Consider the following 17755-nt stretch of genomic DNA (forward strand, 5'->3'; position numbering starts at 1 on the left):
TTTGATAAAGTTTCTGCTAGATTCTTGTCTGAATTTGAAGAAGCGATGACTGCTAAGCCTAGAATACCCAGTGTAGATACGTTTGTTCATGTCTATAATCGAGACCATCCTGAAGACATCATTCCCAGCATTACAACGCTCTATAACTATATCCACAAAGGACTATTGACCATCAAGCCAATAGACTTGCCAAAAGTAGTTCGTATTCGTAAGAGAAGAAAAATGCATCCTTCTACTAGGAAGCCTCTCGGACTGTCCATTGAAGATAGACCTGATCCCATCACAAATCGTTCTACCTTTGGACACTGGGAAATAGACTCTGTTCTTGGGTTAAAGACTGTTGGTGAGCCTTCTATTAGGACTCTAGTCGAAAGACAGTCACGGTTTGCACTAACGATTAAACTCCCTGAAAAGAAAGCTGAATACGTTAACCAAGTGGTGTTGGACTACATGCAGGATTATCCCATCAAGTCTATCACTGCAGATAACGGAAGTGAATTTGCCTTACTGAGTCAACTAGAGGGGGTTGAGGTCTATTTTGCTCATGCTTATGCCTCTCATGAACGGGGAACAAATGAAAACTTTAACGGTTTACTTAGAGAGTTTGTTCCAAAAGGAAAATCCCTAAAAGACCTGACCACCGAAGATTTAGAGGCTTATACCCATGCCATCAACAATAGACCTTGAAGACTGCTCAACTATCATTCAGCAACTAAGCAATTCGAGCTAGCTCGAATTGCTTAGAGAAAAACACTTTAGTAGGATAAACAAATTGTTGCACTTGACTTGACAATTGGACTCATTTTTATTTTACTTAGAAAGTTAAAAACTCTCAAAAAGGTTGTTTTATCAACACTTTCGAGAGTTTTTGTTATGTAGTATTTAATCGATAAATTTGCAATATTTCAATTTCCAGTAGGGTTTGTCTACAGCCTGAGTTATATTAAAGAATATAATTCAGAGTCATGAATATATTTTCTGTATATCATTATTCTAACTTCTGATCTTTTTATACATCTCTTCTGGTGTCCCCAGGGCCATCAGTTCTTGGAATTTGACGGTTTCAACCAGGTCTTGATAGATTTGACTATCAGAAATCGGGCGCTTTTCCGCCTCTTTGTTGACCGTCATGACACCGTCTGTGATGGAAACAAAGCCCAATTCCTCGAAGATTTGAATCATCTTGACCAGAAGGATTTGGTCGATTTTTAGGAAATGGCTGAGCTCTTTGAGTTTGTAGCGAACATCAAACTCTGGGAACTGGTAAATGGTCTTGTAGAGTTTGGCATACTGATCCCTGGTTCCGTAACCAGCGAGATAATAAGGCGTCTTGATGAGGTTTTTGAAATAAATGGCCTCAAAGTTACGACCTTCAAAGAGATGCCGTAACTCTGCCAGACTGTCTGGAACCTCCATGAGGACCACGGCAGTCGCTTCATTATTCTCTGCTAAGTTAGCCAGACCGGCAGGTACCATGGCTGACTTGGCCCTGATATCGTAGAGCTGGATGCCGTCAACACGCGCATCCTCTAGCATGAGCTGAAGCGTGGTTTGACCATTCCATTTGTTGACCGACAAAGTAACGGCCAGCTCAAGGCCTTGGGCCTGCTGGAAATCGAGAAGTTCTGGTCCCTGATTAAAGGCCACCACATCTAGTTGAGTTCCTGCTTGGGCAATTTTAAGTTTGAGGTGGGCACCATTTTGTCCCATGGACCGAGCCTGCTTGACAGAAATATCATCCAGGTAGAAGACCGGCTTTTTATTATCCATGCCAAAAGGTGCTAACTTGTCCAAGGCCTTAATCGTGTCTAGGTCTAGGTCTGCCAAGCTAAGTTTATCATCGAGGACCAACTTAGTCTTCTGTCCCTGGTCCAATTCGTTTTCCAAGATATAGCTGGATAAAACCTCTGCCAAGGCTGATAACTGATCGACCTCCAAGGTCATCCCTGCCGCTCCGCTATGGCCCCCAAAAGCCACAAAAAGCTCCCGGTGAGGGTTAAGGGCATCAAAAAGGTTGACAGTCTCTGGACTGCGGGCCGAACCCTTGGCCCTGCCGTCCTCAATATTAAGAACGATGACCGGCTGGCTAATCTGCTCCAAAATCCGTCCCGCTACGATCCCCAGAACTCCAGGATGCCAACCCTCCTTAGCCAAAACCTGAGCGGGTTTGGTTGGATCCACAAGAGCCATGGCCTCCTCATAAATTCGCTGAACCAACTCCTTGCGTTCCTCATTTTTGTCCTTGATCATGAGGGCTATGTCATGGACAGCCTCATCGTCAAAACCTGTTAAGAGCTCCAAGGCAGGATTGGGATCGTCCAACCGCCCGAGGGCATTGAGCTGGGGAGCAAGGGTAAAACCAATGGTCTCCTCGTTGAGACTAGACCTATCCACATCAGATAGACTCATCAGTTCTTGCAGACCGACACGTTCTGTCTGCTTGAGCATTTCCAAACCGACCTTGACCATGATACGGTTTTCATCCCGCAGGCTGACCATATCAGCTATAGTTCCGATAGCAACCAGGTCCAAACATTCTGCAGGAATTTCTTCAAGCAGGGCTGTCGCTAGTTTGAAAGCCACGCCGCAACCCGCCAAGTGTTTGAAGGGATAATCTGCAGCTGGATGCTCTGGGTGAACAATGGCAAAGGCTTCTGGCAAAACGTCAGGCAAGCTATGGTGGTCCGTCACAATGACATCAACCCCCTGCTCCTGGGCATAGGCAATGGCCTCGTGTCCCGCTACGCCATTGTCCACAGTCACGATAAGGGAAATACCCTGCTGCTCAATAAAATATTTATAGACAGACTGGTTGGGCCCGTAGCCGTCGGTAAAGCGGTTAGGCAAGTAGACCTCAACCTCCGCCCCCAGCATCTCCAGAGCCTCCTTGACAATCGAAGCTGAGGTCATGCCATCCGCATCATAGTCTCCATAGACCAAAATTCGCTCATAGTTTTCAATGGCGGCCCGAATCCGCGTCACTGCCTTGTCCATGTCATTGAGCAGGTAGGGGTCATGCAGATCTGAGAGGTCTGCCTTCAAAAAATGAGTCAGCTTTTCAGGTGTATCAATACCACGCCCATAGGCAATCTGGGCTACATCCTTAGTCAGGCCTTCCTTTTTAGCAGCGGTCAAAAACTCCTTGGTCGGTTGACTATCCAACACTTCCCAGTCAAATTTAGTCTTAATCATGTTCTCTCTTTTCTTATGTCTTCGCTCATTCAATCCTTTTTATTATACCAAAAACCCAACCTCCTTTGGGAAGTTAGGTCTTAATCTATATAAATAGCTAATATTTTCAATGCTCTGCTATTTTTAATCCTCTCCTCTGTTTAATTTTTAAATACAACTCGTTTTCCTGCCACATTCTATCCATTACCAAGGTGGCAGCAAGACTAAAAATCATCTTTATAGATACAATTTATTAGGCTTATTTCAAATTAAACAGATTTCTTGCAAACCAATCCGATAAGCGGGGGAAGAGGGTGTAAAATTTGTGGGTAGCACTGAGGATACAAGGCATGTTGAGGTTGCGTTTGTTTTGACCAAAGATACGATAAATCCGCTGGGCAACAACCTCTGGTGACAGGGTAAAGGCCTTGACACTCTTTTGATAGCTACCGTCTGGGTCAGCAAGGTCGAAAAATCCTGTCGAGACCGGTCCAGGGTTGATGGTGGTTACATAAACCCCATGCTCTGCCATTTCCAGGCGCAAGGTATCCGAATAGCCGATCATGGCATACTTGGTCGCCGAGTAGATGGAGGACTTGGCCGTCGCCACGTAGCCCGACATGCTGACGATGTTGATGATATGACCTGAACCAGACTGTTTCATCCGACCTGCAACCAGCCGACAAAAGTTTATGGAAGCTAGGGTATTCACGTTAAACATGTCGCGAATTTCAGCCATTGCAAAGGCCTCAGCCTCCTTGTAAATAGCATATCCCGCATTGTTGACAAGTATATCGATGCGACCAAACTTATCATAGACGCTGTCGACCAGCTCTGCTACCGCTTCATCGTCTGTAATGTCCAAGGCTACCAGAGTCGCATGGCCCAATTGACCATATAAGTCTTCCAGTTTGGTCTTACTTCGTCCCACCAAAATCAAGTGGTCTGTCTCAGGCACCAGCTTAATCAATTCCTGGGCAATCCCACCTGTGGCACCCGTGATGAGGGTCACTCTTTCCTTTACTTCTGTCATAGGACAACCTCTTCTAGGTCCTTGACCACGTGGCTATTTTCAAAGACGGTTTGAGCATCCTTGGCCAACTTGCTGATGTCTCTTCCCAAGAAGCGGGCCGAGATATGGTTGAGCAAGAGCCGTTTGGCAGAGGCTTCCTTGGCGACTTCAGCAGCCTGCATATTGGTTGAATGGCCATGTTTTGCAGCGATGCGCTCGTCTCCCTTACCATAAGTGGATTCGTGAACGAGGACATCTGCTCCCAGGGCCAGGCGGACGCTGGCATTGGTCTTACGGGTATCTCCCAAAATGGTGATAACCTTACCTTTTTTGGGTTCTGAAATAAAGTCCTTGGCAGAGATGACACGACCGTCTTCCAAGGTAACATTCTGGCCATTTTTAATCTGACCAAAAAGAGGTCCAAAAGGCACACCGGCAGCCTTTAGCCCCTCTGCATCCAGGGTTCCCTCCAAATCCTTTTGGATGATGCGATAACCAACACAAAAGACCGTGTGATCCAACTCCTCTGCGTAGACAGTAAACTTGTCTGTCTCCAGAATTTTCCCCAGACTGGTTTCGTCAAATTCATGAAAATGAATCCGGTAGGGCAAGCGGGTCCCTGTCACCCGCAAGCTAGTCATGACAAAATTCCGAATGCCGACTGGACCATACAAGTCAATATCCGTCTGCTCCTCGCTAGATTGGAAGGACCGACTGGACAAGAAACCAGGCAAGCCCAGGACGTGATCCCCATGCAGATGCGTGATAAAAATCTTTTGAATTTTCCGAGGTTTGATGGTCGTTTCGAGGATACGATTCTGCGTCCCCTCCCCACAGTCAAACATCCAGACCTCATTAATCTCGTCCAAAAGTTTTAAGACCAGGGAAGAAACGTTGCGAGCTTTCGAGGGCTGCCCCGCTCCTGTCCCCAAAAATTGAAGTTCCATAATGATGTGTTCTACTTTCTAACTATTCTTGAGATAGGCGATAAATTGGCGTTGCTGGTAGGCGTAGGCTTCTACTTGGGCATTTGGAAATAGCTGAGCTGCTTCTAGGAGTTCCTCCTGGTTAAAGCTCGAAAGCTTCAGTAGACCAGACGTCAGCCGTTCTGCCGTCGTCAACAGAAACTCTCCTGGCAAGTCTATCTGCTCTGCTATGTCTCCCGCCACAGTCAGCGGTCTTAAGGACACCCTATCCCCCTGTGAACGAATCTCATACTGAGGAAAGAGCTGGGCAATGTTAAAGCAAAGCTCCGCTGTTACAGGCTGGGGTTCCTCAGCAAAGACAAGAGCCTGCTCCTGCTCATTCGCAAAGCAAAAACCATAACTCTGTCCTGATAAATTCAAGCGCACAAAGGGCTTGACCTCCGCAAAACTAGGGGCTGTTTGAAAAAGTTGCAGGGCCTGACTGAGTTCAAAAAAGTAGGCTGTCGCAGCCTCGGACCCCTGCTTCTGATAGGTCTCCGCAAAGTAGGCGTTAATCACACTAGGAGGCGGCGTGATAAAGGTCAGGCGCTCTGACTCCGTCATCTCTGCCAAAACCCTTGTCAAATAAACCTTATCCAGGCTGGTAAAACCACCATAGGTCAGGGCTAAATCTACATAATCAGTCATAAAAAGCCTCCAAACGCCACTGGTGCTCAGGAGCAATATAGCCCCGCAAGCGCTCTGACTCCTCTAAATCTTCATGATTGAGCAAAGCCACCTTACCCAAGTCGTAAACCTTGTATAATTGACTAGGATTAATCTTGATATCAAAGGCAACAAATCGCTCCTTAATGGACCTGATTAAGAGGTCGCGCAAATCAGCTCGAGCTGTCTCACTTTTGGCTGAAACAGACTCATAGGGAAAGAGGGTTGCGGTAAAGTCTTGGGCCTGATCCATCTTATTATAGAGGGTCAAGCGTGGAATATCCAACATATCCAAGTCTTCCAAGATTCCCAAAACCACCTTCTCCTGCTCTTCATGATTGGGATCCGAGGCATCGATAACATGAATCAAGAGATCCAGATGGCGACTCTCTTCAAGGGTTGACTTAAAGGCAGCGACCAGTTCTGTCGGCAGGTCTTGGATAAAACCAACAGTATCTGTCAAGGTCGCCTCAAACTTGCCATCCAAATAAATCTGTTTCGTTGTGGCATCCAAGGTCGCAAACAGTTCGTCTGCCTCATACTGACGGTTATCCGTCAAGGCATTCATAATGGTGGATTTACCGGCATTGGTGTAGCCGACCAAGCCAATTTTAAAGGCAGTGGACTGGATCCGCTTATCCCGAGAAGTCTGCCGATTGGCCTCAACTCGCTTGAGTTGTTGCTCAATGTCCCGAATTTGATTGCGGATACTACGACGGTTCAATTCCAGTTGACTCTCACCTGGACCGCGGCTACCAATTCCCCCAGCCTGACGACTGAGCATAATTCCTTGGCCGACCAGACGTGGTAACATGTACTTGAGCTGGGCCAGATGCACCTGCAACTTGCCCTCGTAACTCCGAGCCCGCATGGCAAAGATATCTAAAATCAACTGCATGCGGTCGATGACCTTAACCTCCAGAGCAGTTTCCAGATTGGTATTTTGACGGGCGGTTAGACGGTTGTTAACCACAACCGTATCAATCTCCTCGCCCTCGATAATGGCCTTGATTTCTTCTAATTTCCCAGAACCGATAAAGGCCTTGCTGTCGTAGCGGTCCCGTTTTTGGCTGTAGGCCCCAATGACCTCCGCTCCAGCTGTCCGAGCCAGACTGGCCAGCTCCGCCATGGACTGGTCAAAATGCTCCGTCTCCTGGAGCTCCACACCTACAAGTATCACGCGCTCCTGGCGCTTTTGGGTGTCTATCATATTCTCACCTCTTTTAGGACAAGGCAGAGCTTGCCAGATAATCCTTCCTATTATAGCATAGCTGCTGGATTTTCCCTAGTTGGAAAAGGACTGGTTTTCCTTTCTCTTTTAAAAATCAAACTGGGAGGCCTTAGAAAGTTTGCGTCAATATTAATTTAACCATAGCTATACTAAATCTGAGGCTCCACCTTTAAAAATGCTGAGACCTTCGCCTCAATTTGCGCTTTAAAATCCGGTTCCGTAATGTCATAGAAGTCCACATCCATACGATTGCGGAACCAAGTCAGTTGACGCTTAGCAAAGCGACGTGTGTTCTGCTTGAGCTTATCCGTCACCTCATCCAAGCTGGCTTCTCCTGCAAAATAGGGAAAGAGTTCCTTGTAGCCGATCCCTCGACTGGCCTGACAAGTAGGGTAATTTTCATAGAGCCAGCTAGCTTCATCTAACAAGCCATGGTCCATCATCAAATCAACCCTCAGATTGATACGGTCATAAATGAGCTGACGGTCCGCATTGAGACCGATCAGCAAAGCGTCATATTCGCTCTCATTATTCTCTGCATCAGGATTGAATTTTGCTATTTCCAGCGCTCGGATGGCGCGCCGTCTGTTCAGTTCAGCTATCTCAATGTCCAGCTCTGCTATTTTTCCAAACAAATCAGAATCTGATAAGAGTTCCAACTCCTGACGGTAGGCCAAAACTGCCTCCTGATCAACCTGACCACCGAGATGGTAGCCCTCGATGAGGCTCTGAAGATAGAGGCCTGTGCCACCAACAATGATGGGAACCTTACCACGGCTGGTCACATCGCTTATGGCAGTCCGTGCTTCCTGGACAAAATCATAGGCCGAGTAGGTTTCAGTGACCTCACGGACATCGATAAGATGATGACGAGCTGCAGCCTGCTCCTCAGGACTAGCCTTGGCCGTTCCGATATCTAGCTTGCGATAAACTTGTTGGCTATCACCACTAATGATTTCTCCCTGAAACTTTTGAGCTAGCCCAATCCCCAGGGCTGTCTTTCCAACGGCTGTTGGTCCGACAATAACAATAATTTTCGTTTTCATGGTTTTTCCTTGAATTTCGTCTTTAAATTCGCTATCATATATTATATCATAGATGGAATTGGAAGGAGGTTTAGGCTATCGGCAAGACCTCACTTCCTAGAAAAAAGGAGACTTATTATGGCTAAAAAATTCCAATTTGCAAAAGGTTTAGCAACCGGTATCGTCGGCACAGCAGCTGCTGTCGCTGGTGCAGTTTTCGCTGTTAAGAAAACCATCATCGACCCTGAAGAAGAAAAAGCAGCCTTCATCGAAGAAAACCGCAAAAAAGCAGCCCGCCGCCGCACAGCGCGCTAAGCTGCAATGTATTTCTAAATTCCACCGTTATTCTATGACGGTGGTTTTTTTATCCTTGTTAAAAAACCAACTCTAAAATGTTACTCCACCAAAAAAACCAGCCCTTAGGCTGGTTTTGTCTATGTCAACAGATTAGGCTGGAGTTACAATTTCCAAAGTTTCTCCAAGTTCCGCTAGTCTTGCTGCCCATTCTTCATGGGTCAATCCGTTCTCTACCACATAGCGGTTTTTGGCATGAGCACGGCATTCTGCTGAACAACCACGAACGTACTTGTGTTCGTTTTCTTCAGACGTCAACATATGACGGTTACAGAATGGATTTGCACAATTAACGTAACGTTCACATGGCGTTCCATCGAACCAGTCCTTCCCGATTACTTTTGGATCAACATGGTTTACGTCTACAGCAATACGTTCGTCAAAGACGTACATCTTACCGTCCCAAAGTTCACCTTGAACTTCTGGATCCTTACCGTAAGTCACGATACCTCCATGAAGTTGGCCAACATCTTTGTAGCCTTCACGAACCATCCAGCCTGAGAATTTCTCACAGCGAACCCCACCGGTACAGTATACTACGACACGTTTGTCCATGAATTTTTCTTTGTTGTCACGAACCCATTGTGGTAACTCACGGAAGTTGCGAATGTCTGGACGAATGGCACCACGGAAGTGACCGAGGTCATATTCGTAGTCATTACGCGTATCAAGAACAACCGTATTCTCATCCAAGAGTGCTTCTTTGAACTGTTGTGGATTGAGGTATTCACCTGTTATTTCTAGTGGGTTAATATCGTTGTCAAAGTCATTGTCTTCAAGACCGAGGTGAACGATTTCTTTTTTGTAACGCACAAACATCTTCTTGAAGGCTTGCTCAGGCTCTTCGTCAATCTTGAACCAGAGGTCTGAGAAACGTTCATCTGCGTGAACATAGTCCATGTACTTCTGCGTTGTTTCGTAGTCACCTGAGGCTGTTCCGTTGATTCCTTCTTCAGAAATCAGGATACGGCCCTTGAGTCCGATTGATTTACAAAATTCCAAGTGCTCTTTGGCATATTCTTGGGCATTTTCAATCGGCACATATTTATAATAGAGCAATACTCTAATATCATTTGCCATGATAGTCTCCTTATTCTTTGCAATAGATTAAGTTCGTGAAAAAGTTTCACCTCCAAAGTATAGCTTGAAATGGCTTTTTTTTCAAAAATCTGAACCGGAAAAATGGCAGAGCTTTGCTATTTTTCATAGAGAGAAAAATTGAAAAAATATGATACGTTTTTCGTGTTTTCATAATAGAGTTTTCAATTCTTTATTGACTTGTAAGCGTTTTTATTATAAAATAATCTTGTTACCTAGGTCACAAATGACTAAGGATTTAAAAAAGTGAGGAAAAATCTATGATTATTGGTGTTCCAAAGGAAATTAAAAACAATGAAAACCGGGTCGGTATCACACCTGCTGGTGTCTTAGCCTTTAAACAGGCTGGCCATGAGGTTTGGGTTGAAACCCAGGCTGGTTTAGGATCAGGCTTTACGGACGTTGACTACGAGACACAGGGGGCTATCATCAAACCTACTGCTGCCGAAACTTGGGCTGCTGACATGGTCATTAAGGTTAAGGAACCCTTGGAAGCTGAGTATGGCTTCTTCCGTGATGACCTCCTGCTCTTCACTTACCTTCATTTGGCACCTGCTCCAGAACTGACGCAAGCCCTGCTTGACGGCGGTTTAGCCGGAGTCGCTTATGAAACTGTCATCGACCGTGGTACCCTACCACTTCTTGATCCGATGAGCCAAGTGGCTGGACGCATGGCTATTCAGTTAGGAGCACAGTTCTTAACCACTAACGAAGGGGGCTCAGGTGTCCTTCTCGGCGGTGTTCCAGGAGTTCAAAAAGCTAATGTAGTTATCATCGGCGGTGGCTCTGTTGGGACCAACGCAGCTCAAATGGCTGTCGGTCTCGGTGCCAACGTGACCATTCTCGATGTCAACACCACTCGCCTGGCTGAGCTTGATGCCCAATTTGACGGCAAGGTTCAAACCCTCATGTCAAATGCCCTCAACATCGCTGATACTGTTAAATCTGCCGACCTCGTTATCGGTGCGGTTCTTATACCTGGAGCTCGTGCACCTAAGTTGGTCACGCGCGACATGATTGCCAGCATGAAACAGGGTTCCGTTGTTGTTGACGTGGCTGTTGACCAAGGCGGTATCATCGAAACAGCTGATAAGGTAACGACTCATGACGAGCCAACCTATGTCGTTGATGGTGTCCTTCACTATGCTGTTGCCAACATGCCAGGTGCCGTTGCTCGGACCTCAACCATGGCCCTGACCAATGCGACCCTACCTTACGCTCTGGAATTGGCTAACCAAGGTTTGGAAAAAGCTGTCGCTGAAAATCCAGCCCTTCGCAGCGGACTCAACATCTACCACGGCAAAGTGACCAACAAGGCTGTCGCTGACTCACTCGGCCTTGACTGCAGCGAAGTCACCTTCTAACAAAATCGACAAGACTTAAAAACCAGCTCTCGTGATCAACGAGGCTGGTTTTGTCATTCTGTGCCATTCGTCTCAAATCTCATTTGACGAGACAAATTGATGAAATCATAATAGATGCTATACTAAGGTAGCTTCTGAGTTCACAAAGTATTACAGACGTTTTTTCTTAGGCGCTTGCTTATTGAGGACCAAATCGATAGGGTGGGTCGCAAGAATCGTATCCATGAGAAGTTTATCCTTGATGGAACTGTCAAATTCGACAATGTATTCCAAGATTAAGGCTTCCTTGTTCTTCTTATACTTGATAGATTCTAGACTGGCTGACTTGCAGGCCTTACCAAAATGATTGGGGAAGAAATTCTCATACTCAAATTGGAGAGGGACGGTCAGGAGAATATGCCGTCTATTCTCGTTAATTTGGATGAACTTGGTATTTTCAAAGATGAGAATCATGGTCAATACCACAAGTGTGAAGACCGATGCCAGCATCAGATAGCCTGTCCCGGTCGCTAGACCAATGGCTGTCGCGATAAAGACTGACAACAACTCCTTAGAGGTCCCGTTAGCGGAACGGAATTTAATCAGGGAGAAGGTTCCTGCCACCGCTACTGATGTCCCCAAATTCCCACTGACCAGGAAGATAATCATAGACACAAGAGTTGGTAGGAGCGCCAGGGTCATGACAAATTCCTTACTGTACTGGGTCCGATACTTATAGACCGCTGCCAATAAGATTCCCAGAATCAGACTGGTCCCCATAGTCAGGGCTCCCTGGCTCACCGTCAAATTAGTGTTTGAGGTTGTAAAAATACTTGAAAATAAATCTGTATTCACCCTATCCTCCGATCAGATTGTGGGAGAGCTTGTAGGCGTTCCCGTATTTGGAGAAGGACTGCTTCTCAATCCCGTACTTATCCAAGAGTTCCGCTAGCCAAGTTGGCAATTCTCCAGGAACCTTGATTTCCATGATGACCTTGCTTGGGTCCAAGAGGTCACGGCCAAATTTGCCCTCATTGACATCAACTGCGTAGTCTCGGTAGAGAAGATTCTGGTCAATGGTGAGACGAATCTTCTTGTCCTCGATGCCCTTAAAGGACACACGGTCGTAGTAGATGTACATCATCGGCACGATTGTTCCATAACGCTGGCGAAGATCTTCCATTTCTTCCAAAACCTTAGCATCTATAATCGTGCTATCTGCCTCATCATTGAGCATGTAGTTCATGACAGACTCAGGCGTTGAAGTCAGGCGGAACTTGTAACCAATCCCCTCCTCCTTCTTCTTAATTTCTAAAAAAGCTTCGCTTTGGTCTGATGGCTGGCTATCATAGACCCGCATACGGATCTTCTCACGGCCATTTTTCTTAGCCAAGGAGTCCTGAATCATGTCAAAGTTGGCATTATCAAAATAGATATTGGTGATGGTTGATGTCGCAAAATCATCCGCCACCATGTAGGACTTAAGGTCCTCCGCAAACAGGGCAAAGGTCTCCTTATCCACGATATACTTGGTTTCCTTGCGCTTAAATTTCTTTTGTACCTTAGTCATCAGTCATTCCTCTTTCTTAGCTTCATTTGGACAATAGCAGAGCTTCTGTCGTTTACGAGTATTAGTTTACTGAGCATTCTTTAAACAAGCCTAAAAGAAAGCTTATAAAACCCTTAAACTCATACTCACTCAAAATCCAAAGAGACAAGGCAAGTTGACGCAGATATAAGAGGGTTAGGCAAGAAAACCTAACAAGGTATAGCTTTGATTTTGGAAGAGTATCAAAAGAGGTCTGACTTTGAAAGCCGGACCAAGTGTGATATGATGAAACTACAATTGTTAGAGCGAGGTATTTTATGAACTACGAACTTTGCTTGGAGTACGGCTCCTATCCCCTAAAACCTATTGACGCCCTCCTGGACCAGCGTAAGACTGCTCCATTCTTCCTCAAGGAGGATACTGCCCTTCTGGAAAAAATCGAAGAGATGAATACCCTCTTTCACGAACTCTTTTTAACCATCGAATGCCAGTTCCACTATATCGGCCCCCAATTCCCAGAGAAAATTGAGCGCCTTCGTGGCCTGTATGCTGATGTCGCACAGGACATTAAAGACAAATATGCTGACCAAGAAGCCATCAAAATCGAACCCTTTATCCTATAAAAAAATGTATCTCCGTCAGCGAACCTGACGGAGATGCAATTTTATAATTTCTCATGGCCTTAATCAACACAGACTCCCTTAGGATGCACTGGGACCCAAATTGGAATAAAGAAGTACCAGATTTTCCATCCATACTGCTCATAGTGCTCAAGAAAATACATGAAACCAAAAATCGATAGAGGAATTAAAAGGTAATCTAAACCAGTCACCCAACCAGCAGTCTGAAAATCTGCATACTGAGTCAGTAAGAATATAACAAATCTAAGAACAGTTAAAAGTCTATAGAACTGAAATAGCCGCATGATAGGACCTCCTTTCTATGAACACTATAATCCTCTAGTTTAACATCAGAGAAACTCCACCTGCATTGGTAACAATCATTAACAAACCTCTTCCTTGATTAACAGCTTACTGAGTAATGTTTATGTTATGACCTATTACATTAGTAATAGTAGACTTCAAATAATTTGGGACTGAGACCTAGGAAAACACTGCATTAGCTGTACTACCAGTTTGCTTTAGAGCATTTAGTGAGCTCCTTGCATCACTTGCTGAAATATAAATACGTGTTTCACCCTACCAGTAGGATTCCACCCTTGTACCACCAGCTGCTCTAAAAGTACACCTACATTTCTATATCGTAAAACATTATCGATTCCAATATAACCTTTACCCTCGATTACGACAACATTCATTTCGCTAATATTTTGAGATAATTCACCTAGTAATTCTTCATTGATTCCAGCTGCTATCGCCTCATCAGTATTTAAAACCAAAATGCCATCATTCGAACGGTGAATATACTGTTGTACAAGTGCCCGTTCATATTCTGGAACATCAAAAAGTTGGGTATCTGCAGATACATTATTTATAAAAGAGAATGACCAAAATAAACTCATTATAATAATTAAACTTTTTAGGTTTTTAAAATTTACAATTTTCATAATATGACTACTTATCTAAAAAGAAATAATCTTAACATTAATAATCAAACAACGACTAATAGTACATCGGTCTCACTCCTATCTTTTTGTTATTTTTTAATACTAGTCCATAACCAGCTCCAATCTGATTCACTAAGAAGCGTAACAACTGATAGTAATACTAGCAACAATTGTAAATTTAATTTTTTCATATTTATTCCACCATTTCTTTATGTTTATGATACAATAGTTAAAATATTCATTTTGTAAACTTTATTCACATTTTTAAGGAGGCAAGCAATGAGATGGGATTTTGGAAAGGTTTATAAAGAGATTAGAAAATCAAAAGGGCTGACTCAAGCAGAGGTTTGTGGTGATGAAATTTCTCGGACAACTCTGGCAAAAATCGAAGCTGGAAAAACTATTCCAAACTTTGATCACATGATTTTTTTACTCAATCAAATCAATATGAGCCTTGAGGAGTTTTACTATATTTGTCACTACTATCAGCCGAGTAAGCGACAAGATATTTTCAATAAAGTCTACAATCATGCCTCTAGTGCAGGCGTTGAGGAACTGATTGACTTTCAAAAACTTTGCCAAGATTATTTGTCTATCCACCACGATGTACCCGTTTCAAGGCTTTTAGACCTCATAACCGTCTTTATTGAAGTTCGTCAATCTGGCTTCATCAATCCCAGTGAAATTCTTATGCAAACTGTAGAAAAAGCTTGGGATTACCTACAAAAGCAAGATGTTTGGTATGAACGCGATTTAAAACTCTTAAATGCCATTCTCTTTTCATTTCCTCTCGAGACCTTACCAGAAACTACGGATAAAATTCTTGATAGCTTGAATAAATACAAAGACTACTATGATATAAAAACAATTAAATCTGGTATCTTAGGAAACTTATCTAGTATTTATCTTCATAATAGGCAGTTTTCTGAGTGCGAACGTCTTAGCGAGATGCTATATGAGTTAGCAATGGAAACAAAACGGTTTGACCACTTGGGCTACAGTCAAGTTCGCCTCGGTATCTGTAAACGAGATCAACACCTGATTGTTCAAGGATTACATCTACTTGAGATTACTGGTGAAAATCAGCTCATAATAACCTTAAAAAAAGAGATTTCTCTTTACTATAAAACGTGAGTCAACTACATGCTGACTCACGTTTTATATATCAATTATCCATTTTTCTGAAAGTGCAGACTCCGATATTAAAATCAGTACATTCTAAAATACGTAAGCACTATTCCGTCAACTTAAGCTATCGTCATCCAAAATTACTTTTCTTAGAAAACATTCTTACACCAACTCCCCTTCCTCAATTCCATAGTCATTTAAGATGTCTTGGATACGGTCAAATTTGAGTTGGAAGTGCTCTAGTTTATGGCCATCTGAGCCGACCGAGTAACGCTTGCAGCCCAGCTCTTGCACTAGGTCTAGGGCGTAGAGGTAGAGATGCTCATGGCCATAGAGGTACATGGACTTGCTGTTGAGTTCAAAGGCCAGATTATGGTCGATCATTTTTTGGAAAATATGGCGGAGCTGGGCTTCATAGACCTTCAACTCTTCGACTGTCATCTCAAACAGACGAAAACCATAGTCAAAGTGGGCTAGGACATCAGCTTCTACACGGCCGATGGCATGCTCAAGCCTTCCCAAGTAATCCATCATGAGGGTATGCCTATCCATGTCAGCAACCTCTGCATCCAGATAGTCATTCACTCCGTTGTGATGAACAGAGAGGAGTTTGAGGTCGTAGTCCTTGTCCGCAAGAAAGGCAATAATGTCAGCCTCGCGGGGCTGGTAGTAGCCAATTTCAATTCCCTTTTTGATGCGGTTGTCATAGTGCTGGTTGAGCTCTGCTATTTCTGCCGAATAAGCATCGTAATCAGGAATATCATCCCGCTTGCTGAAGGGGTTGGACAGGTCAAAGTGCTCCGTGGTAACCAGTTCGCCGTCGTAGTGATCCAGATAGTCGCGAAAGGCCGCATCTGAGTCAAAGGAATGGTGGGTGTGTAGGTGATTGTCGCGCATGTTAGACCTCCAAGCATTTTTCCTTATTCTACCATAATTTTTAGGGAAATAAAACGAATGTTAAAACGTTTTCATCCTTGCACGCGCTTGGGAAAAGCGTTAAAATAGGGAGATTGGAGTTTTTTATGAATGATTTAACACAGGGCAAGCCCCTCAAGGTGATTTTAGCCTTTACCGTACCACTGATTATTGGAAGTTTTTTCCAACTGGCCTATAATTTTGCTGACTCGATGATTGTGGGGCAAATACTGGGACAGACCGCCTTTGCTAGCGTTGGGGCTACGGGTTCCATTACCTTTTTGATTTTGGGCTTTGCCCAGGGACTGACGGCTGGTCTTTCTATCGTAACAGCTCAACGTTTTGGGGCCAAGGATTACGATGGCTTAAAGCGGAGCTTTGTTCATGGCTTGAGCCTGTCACTGGGTGTTGGTCTAGTCTTGACGGTATTGGCCCTGACCTTCCTGCATCCCCTGTTGGAGCTTATGCAGACACCAGCAGAGCTTATCGACCAGTCCCAGGCCTTTCTGACAGCTATTTTTGGTGGCGCTATCTTCACGGTGCTCTATAACTACCTGTCCAACGTTATCCGGGCCTTAGGCGATGCCAAGACACCTCTCTATGCTCTTATTTTTGCCTGTCTGGTCAATGTTTTCCTGGACTTTTCCTTTATTTTGAACTTCCACATGGGTGTCTTTGGGGCAGGGCTTGCGACCATTATTGCTCAGGCTCTCTCTGTGGGACTGCTAGTGCTCTACATTCATTTTAAATTACCTTACTTCCAGCTCAAGCGTGAGGATCTAAAGCTGAACAAGAAAGATTTGCAGCGCCATGTCAGCATTGGCTTTCCTATGGGCTTTCAGGCCTCAATTATCGCCATTGGCTCGCTAACTTTGCAGGTCGCCCTTAATAAATTGGGGACTGATGCCATTGCTGCTGCTTCGATTGCTACTCGGACGGATCAGTTGGCCATGCTGCCTATGATGAACTTGGGCCAGGCCATCTCAACCTTCACCGCACAAAACTATGGAGCCAAGAAATACCATCGCATCCTGGAAGGTTTGAAACAGTCCCTGATAGTTAACCTAGCCTGGTCAGTCTTCTATGCGATTTTGCTCATCACCTTTGCAGACTTCTTCTCTGCCCTCTTCATTGCCAATGCCTCGCAGAATGTTCTCAACCTGGCCTCCACCTACTATGTCATCAACGGTATCTGCTACTGGGTACTGGCCATCCTCTTTAGCCTCCGCTATTTTATCCAAGGTTTGGGTAAAAGCTTCGCTCCAACCCTTGCAGGATTTATGGAGCTGGTCTTCCGTGCCATTGTTGCCATCGTAGGACTGATTTACTTTGGTTTCCCAGGTGTGGCTGCTGCCAGCCCCGCCGCCTGGTTTGGCAGTGTCGGTGTCCTCGTTCCTACCGCCATCAAACTCTCTAGAAAATTGAAAAACGGTGAAAAAGTGTAATAGAAAAACCTGAAGTTGGGATGCAACTTCAGGTTTTTTGATGGTTTCCTATTTACTCAAATGTCATATGATGAAACAAGTTGACACAGACGAAGGAGAGTTCTACTCTTTCAAAATTATAGACATTTGAATTAACCTTGATACATCATTATTTTCGACTTGCGGTACCCAAGTACAGTCTACGTCTCAATACCTTACCTTAAAGCTCTTCATTCGACTGTAAAGCTAGACGTCGCTAGGTTTCCTTGACGAACTCCAAAAAAGCCAATGGCACCTTGCCTGGATT

18 protein-coding genes are annotated in these 17755 nt (G+C 44.6%); 6 read left to right on the plus strand and 12 right to left on the minus strand.

The genetic code is table 11. From position 1 onward, the window contains the following. Window positions 1-687: IS30 family transposase (locus tag ACFORF_RS11035; RefSeq protein WP_380428179.1), on the plus strand; the 687-nt coding region annotated here is incomplete at its 5' end. 306 nt (window positions 688-993) lie between these two features. Here the strand turns inward: ACFORF_RS11035 and recJ are convergent. The 6 genes from recJ to miaA form a co-directional block, all read right to left on the minus strand. Beyond that, a complete protein-coding gene (gene recJ, locus ACFORF_RS11040; protein ID WP_380428181.1) occupies window positions 994-3192 on the minus strand; it encodes a single-stranded-DNA-specific exonuclease RecJ in 2199 nt (732 codons plus the stop codon). Between the two features lie 238 nt (window positions 3193-3430). Further along, a complete protein-coding gene (locus tag ACFORF_RS11045; RefSeq protein ID WP_380428183.1) occupies window positions 3431-4204 on the minus strand; it encodes an SDR family NAD(P)-dependent oxidoreductase in 774 nt (257 codons plus the stop codon). Then, window positions 4201-5130, minus strand: coding sequence for a ribonuclease Z (rnz, locus tag ACFORF_RS11050; protein ID WP_380428185.1), 930 nt, complete (start codon window positions 5128-5130; stop codon window positions 4201-4203). Before rnz ends, ACFORF_RS11045 begins: the two co-directional genes overlap by 4 nt. A gap of 18 nt (window positions 5131-5148) precedes the next feature. Beyond that, window positions 5149-5796 (minus strand): cystathionine beta-lyase, encoded by a 648-nt coding sequence (locus ACFORF_RS11055; protein ID WP_380428187.1) that lies wholly within the window; start codon window positions 5794-5796, stop codon window positions 5149-5151. Beyond that, a complete protein-coding gene (gene hflX / locus ACFORF_RS11060) occupies window positions 5789-7024 on the minus strand; it encodes a GTPase HflX (RefSeq protein ID WP_380428189.1) in 1236 nt (411 codons plus the stop codon). Before hflX ends, ACFORF_RS11055 begins: the two co-directional genes overlap by 8 nt. Before the next feature lie 170 nt (window positions 7025-7194). After that, window positions 7195-8091: a tRNA (adenosine(37)-N6)-dimethylallyltransferase MiaA gene (miaA, locus tag ACFORF_RS11065; protein ID WP_380428191.1), complete on the minus strand. Its 897-nt coding sequence runs from the start codon at window positions 8089-8091 to the stop codon at window positions 7195-7197. 117 nt (window positions 8092-8208) lie between these two features. On the opposite strand from miaA, the gene ACFORF_RS11070 reads away from it, so the two are divergent. After that, window positions 8209-8385 carry a DUF3042 family protein gene (locus tag ACFORF_RS11070; protein ID WP_380428193.1) on the plus strand — a complete coding sequence of 59 codons (177 nt, stop codon included), beginning with the start codon at window positions 8209-8211 and terminating at the stop codon, window positions 8383-8385. A 132-nt stretch (window positions 8386-8517) separates the two neighbouring features. On the opposite strand, the gene trhO is transcribed toward ACFORF_RS11070, so the two are convergent. Beyond that, entirely contained in the window at window positions 8518-9504 is a 987-nt protein-coding gene (trhO, locus tag ACFORF_RS11075) for an oxygen-dependent tRNA uridine(34) hydroxylase TrhO (protein WP_380428195.1), read from the minus strand. 278 nt (window positions 9505-9782) lie between these two features. Here trhO and ald point away from each other — a divergent pair, with 278 nt between their 5' ends. After that, the gene (gene ald, locus ACFORF_RS11080; protein WP_380428197.1) at window positions 9783-10886 is read left to right on the plus strand and encodes an alanine dehydrogenase; all 1104 of its coding nucleotides are present in this window, start codon (window positions 9783-9785) and stop codon (window positions 10884-10886) included. A 150-nt stretch (window positions 10887-11036) separates the two neighbouring features. Here the strand turns inward: ald and ACFORF_RS11085 are convergent, their stop codons facing one another. Beyond that, the gene (locus tag ACFORF_RS11085) at window positions 11037-11720 is read right to left on the minus strand and encodes a DUF4956 domain-containing protein (protein WP_380428199.1); all 684 of its coding nucleotides are present in this window, start codon (window positions 11718-11720) and stop codon (window positions 11037-11039) included. Between the two features lies 1 nt (window position 11721). Continuing rightward, window positions 11722-12435: a polyphosphate polymerase domain-containing protein gene (locus ACFORF_RS11090; RefSeq protein ID WP_380428201.1), complete on the minus strand. Its 714-nt coding sequence runs from the start codon at window positions 12433-12435 to the stop codon at window positions 11722-11724. Between the two features lie 296 nt (window positions 12436-12731). On the opposite strand from ACFORF_RS11090, the gene ACFORF_RS11095 reads away from it, so the two are divergent. Further along, window positions 12732-13037: a hypothetical protein gene (locus tag ACFORF_RS11095; RefSeq protein ID WP_380428203.1), complete on the plus strand. Its 306-nt coding sequence runs from the start codon at window positions 12732-12734 to the stop codon at window positions 13035-13037. A gap of 59 nt (window positions 13038-13096) precedes the next feature. Here the strand turns inward: ACFORF_RS11095 and ACFORF_RS11100 are convergent, their stop codons facing one another. Together ACFORF_RS11100 and ACFORF_RS11105 are read right to left on the minus strand one after the other, a co-directional pair. Then, a complete protein-coding gene (locus ACFORF_RS11100; protein WP_380428205.1) occupies window positions 13097-13339 on the minus strand; it encodes a hypothetical protein in 243 nt (80 codons plus the stop codon). 225 nt (window positions 13340-13564) lie between these two features. Then, a complete protein-coding gene (locus tag ACFORF_RS11105) occupies window positions 13565-13981 on the minus strand; it encodes a hypothetical protein (protein WP_380428206.1) in 417 nt (138 codons plus the stop codon). Between the two features lie 279 nt (window positions 13982-14260). Between ACFORF_RS11105 and ACFORF_RS11110 the strand changes: the two genes are divergently transcribed. Then, window positions 14261-15115: a helix-turn-helix domain-containing protein gene (locus tag ACFORF_RS11110; protein WP_380428208.1), complete on the plus strand. Its 855-nt coding sequence runs from the start codon at window positions 14261-14263 to the stop codon at window positions 15113-15115. A 156-nt stretch (window positions 15116-15271) separates the two neighbouring features. Here the strand turns inward: ACFORF_RS11110 and ACFORF_RS11115 are convergent, their stop codons facing one another. Further along, window positions 15272-16006, minus strand: coding sequence for a hypothetical protein (locus tag ACFORF_RS11115; RefSeq protein ID WP_380428210.1), 735 nt, complete (start codon window positions 16004-16006; stop codon window positions 15272-15274). Window positions 16007-16131: 125 nt separating this feature from the next. Between ACFORF_RS11115 and ACFORF_RS11120 the strand changes: the two genes are divergently transcribed. Further along, the gene (locus ACFORF_RS11120) at window positions 16132-17469 is read left to right on the plus strand and encodes an MATE family efflux transporter (protein ID WP_380428212.1); all 1338 of its coding nucleotides are present in this window, start codon (window positions 16132-16134) and stop codon (window positions 17467-17469) included. Window positions 17470-17755 lie beyond the last annotated feature (286 nt).

It is taken from the genome of Streptococcus caprae (genome assembly GCF_042649745.1).
In the GTDB taxonomy this organism is placed as follows: Bacteria; Bacillota; Bacilli; order Lactobacillales; family Streptococcaceae; genus Streptococcus; species Streptococcus caprae.

Coding starts and splice junctions, on each gene's coding strand:
- recJ (WP_380428181.1), bottom strand. CDS start 3,192: ATGATTAAGACTAAATTTGACTGGGAAGTGTTGGATAGTCAACCGACC.
- ACFORF_RS11045 (WP_380428183.1), bottom strand. CDS start 4,204: ATGACAGAAGTAAAGGAAAGAGTGACCCTCATCACGGGTGCCACAGGT.
- rnz (WP_380428185.1), bottom strand. CDS start 5,130: ATGGAACTTCAATTTTTGGGGACAGGAGCGGGGCAGCCCTCGAAAGCT.
- ACFORF_RS11055 (WP_380428187.1), bottom strand. CDS start 5,796: ATGACTGATTATGTAGATTTAGCCCTGACCTATGGTGGTTTTACCAGC.
- hflX (WP_380428189.1), bottom strand. CDS start 7,024: ATGATAGACACCCAAAAGCGCCAGGAGCGCGTGATACTTGTAGGTGTG.
- miaA (WP_380428191.1), bottom strand. CDS start 8,091: ATGAAAACGAAAATTATTGTTATTGTCGGACCAACAGCCGTTGGAAAG.
- ACFORF_RS11070 (WP_380428193.1), top strand. CDS start 8,209: ATGGCTAAAAAATTCCAATTTGCAAAAGGTTTAGCAACCGGTATCGTC.
- trhO (WP_380428195.1), bottom strand. CDS start 9,504: ATGGCAAATGATATTAGAGTATTGCTCTATTATAAATATGTGCCGATT.
- ald (WP_380428197.1), top strand. CDS start 9,783: ATGATTATTGGTGTTCCAAAGGAAATTAAAAACAATGAAAACCGGGTC.
- ACFORF_RS11090 (WP_380428201.1), bottom strand. CDS start 12,435: ATGACTAAGGTACAAAAGAAATTTAAGCGCAAGGAAACCAAGTATATC.
- ACFORF_RS11095 (WP_380428203.1), top strand. CDS start 12,732: ATGAACTACGAACTTTGCTTGGAGTACGGCTCCTATCCCCTAAAACCT.
- ACFORF_RS11100 (WP_380428205.1), bottom strand. CDS start 13,339: ATGCGGCTATTTCAGTTCTATAGACTTTTAACTGTTCTTAGATTTGTT.
- ACFORF_RS11105 (WP_380428206.1), bottom strand. CDS start 13,981: ATGAAAATTGTAAATTTTAAAAACCTAAAAAGTTTAATTATTATAATG.
- ACFORF_RS11110 (WP_380428208.1), top strand. CDS start 14,261: ATGAGATGGGATTTTGGAAAGGTTTATAAAGAGATTAGAAAATCAAAA.
- ACFORF_RS11115 (WP_380428210.1), bottom strand. CDS start 16,006: ATGCGCGACAATCACCTACACACCCACCATTCCTTTGACTCAGATGCG.
- ACFORF_RS11120 (WP_380428212.1), top strand. CDS start 16,132: ATGAATGATTTAACACAGGGCAAGCCCCTCAAGGTGATTTTAGCCTTT.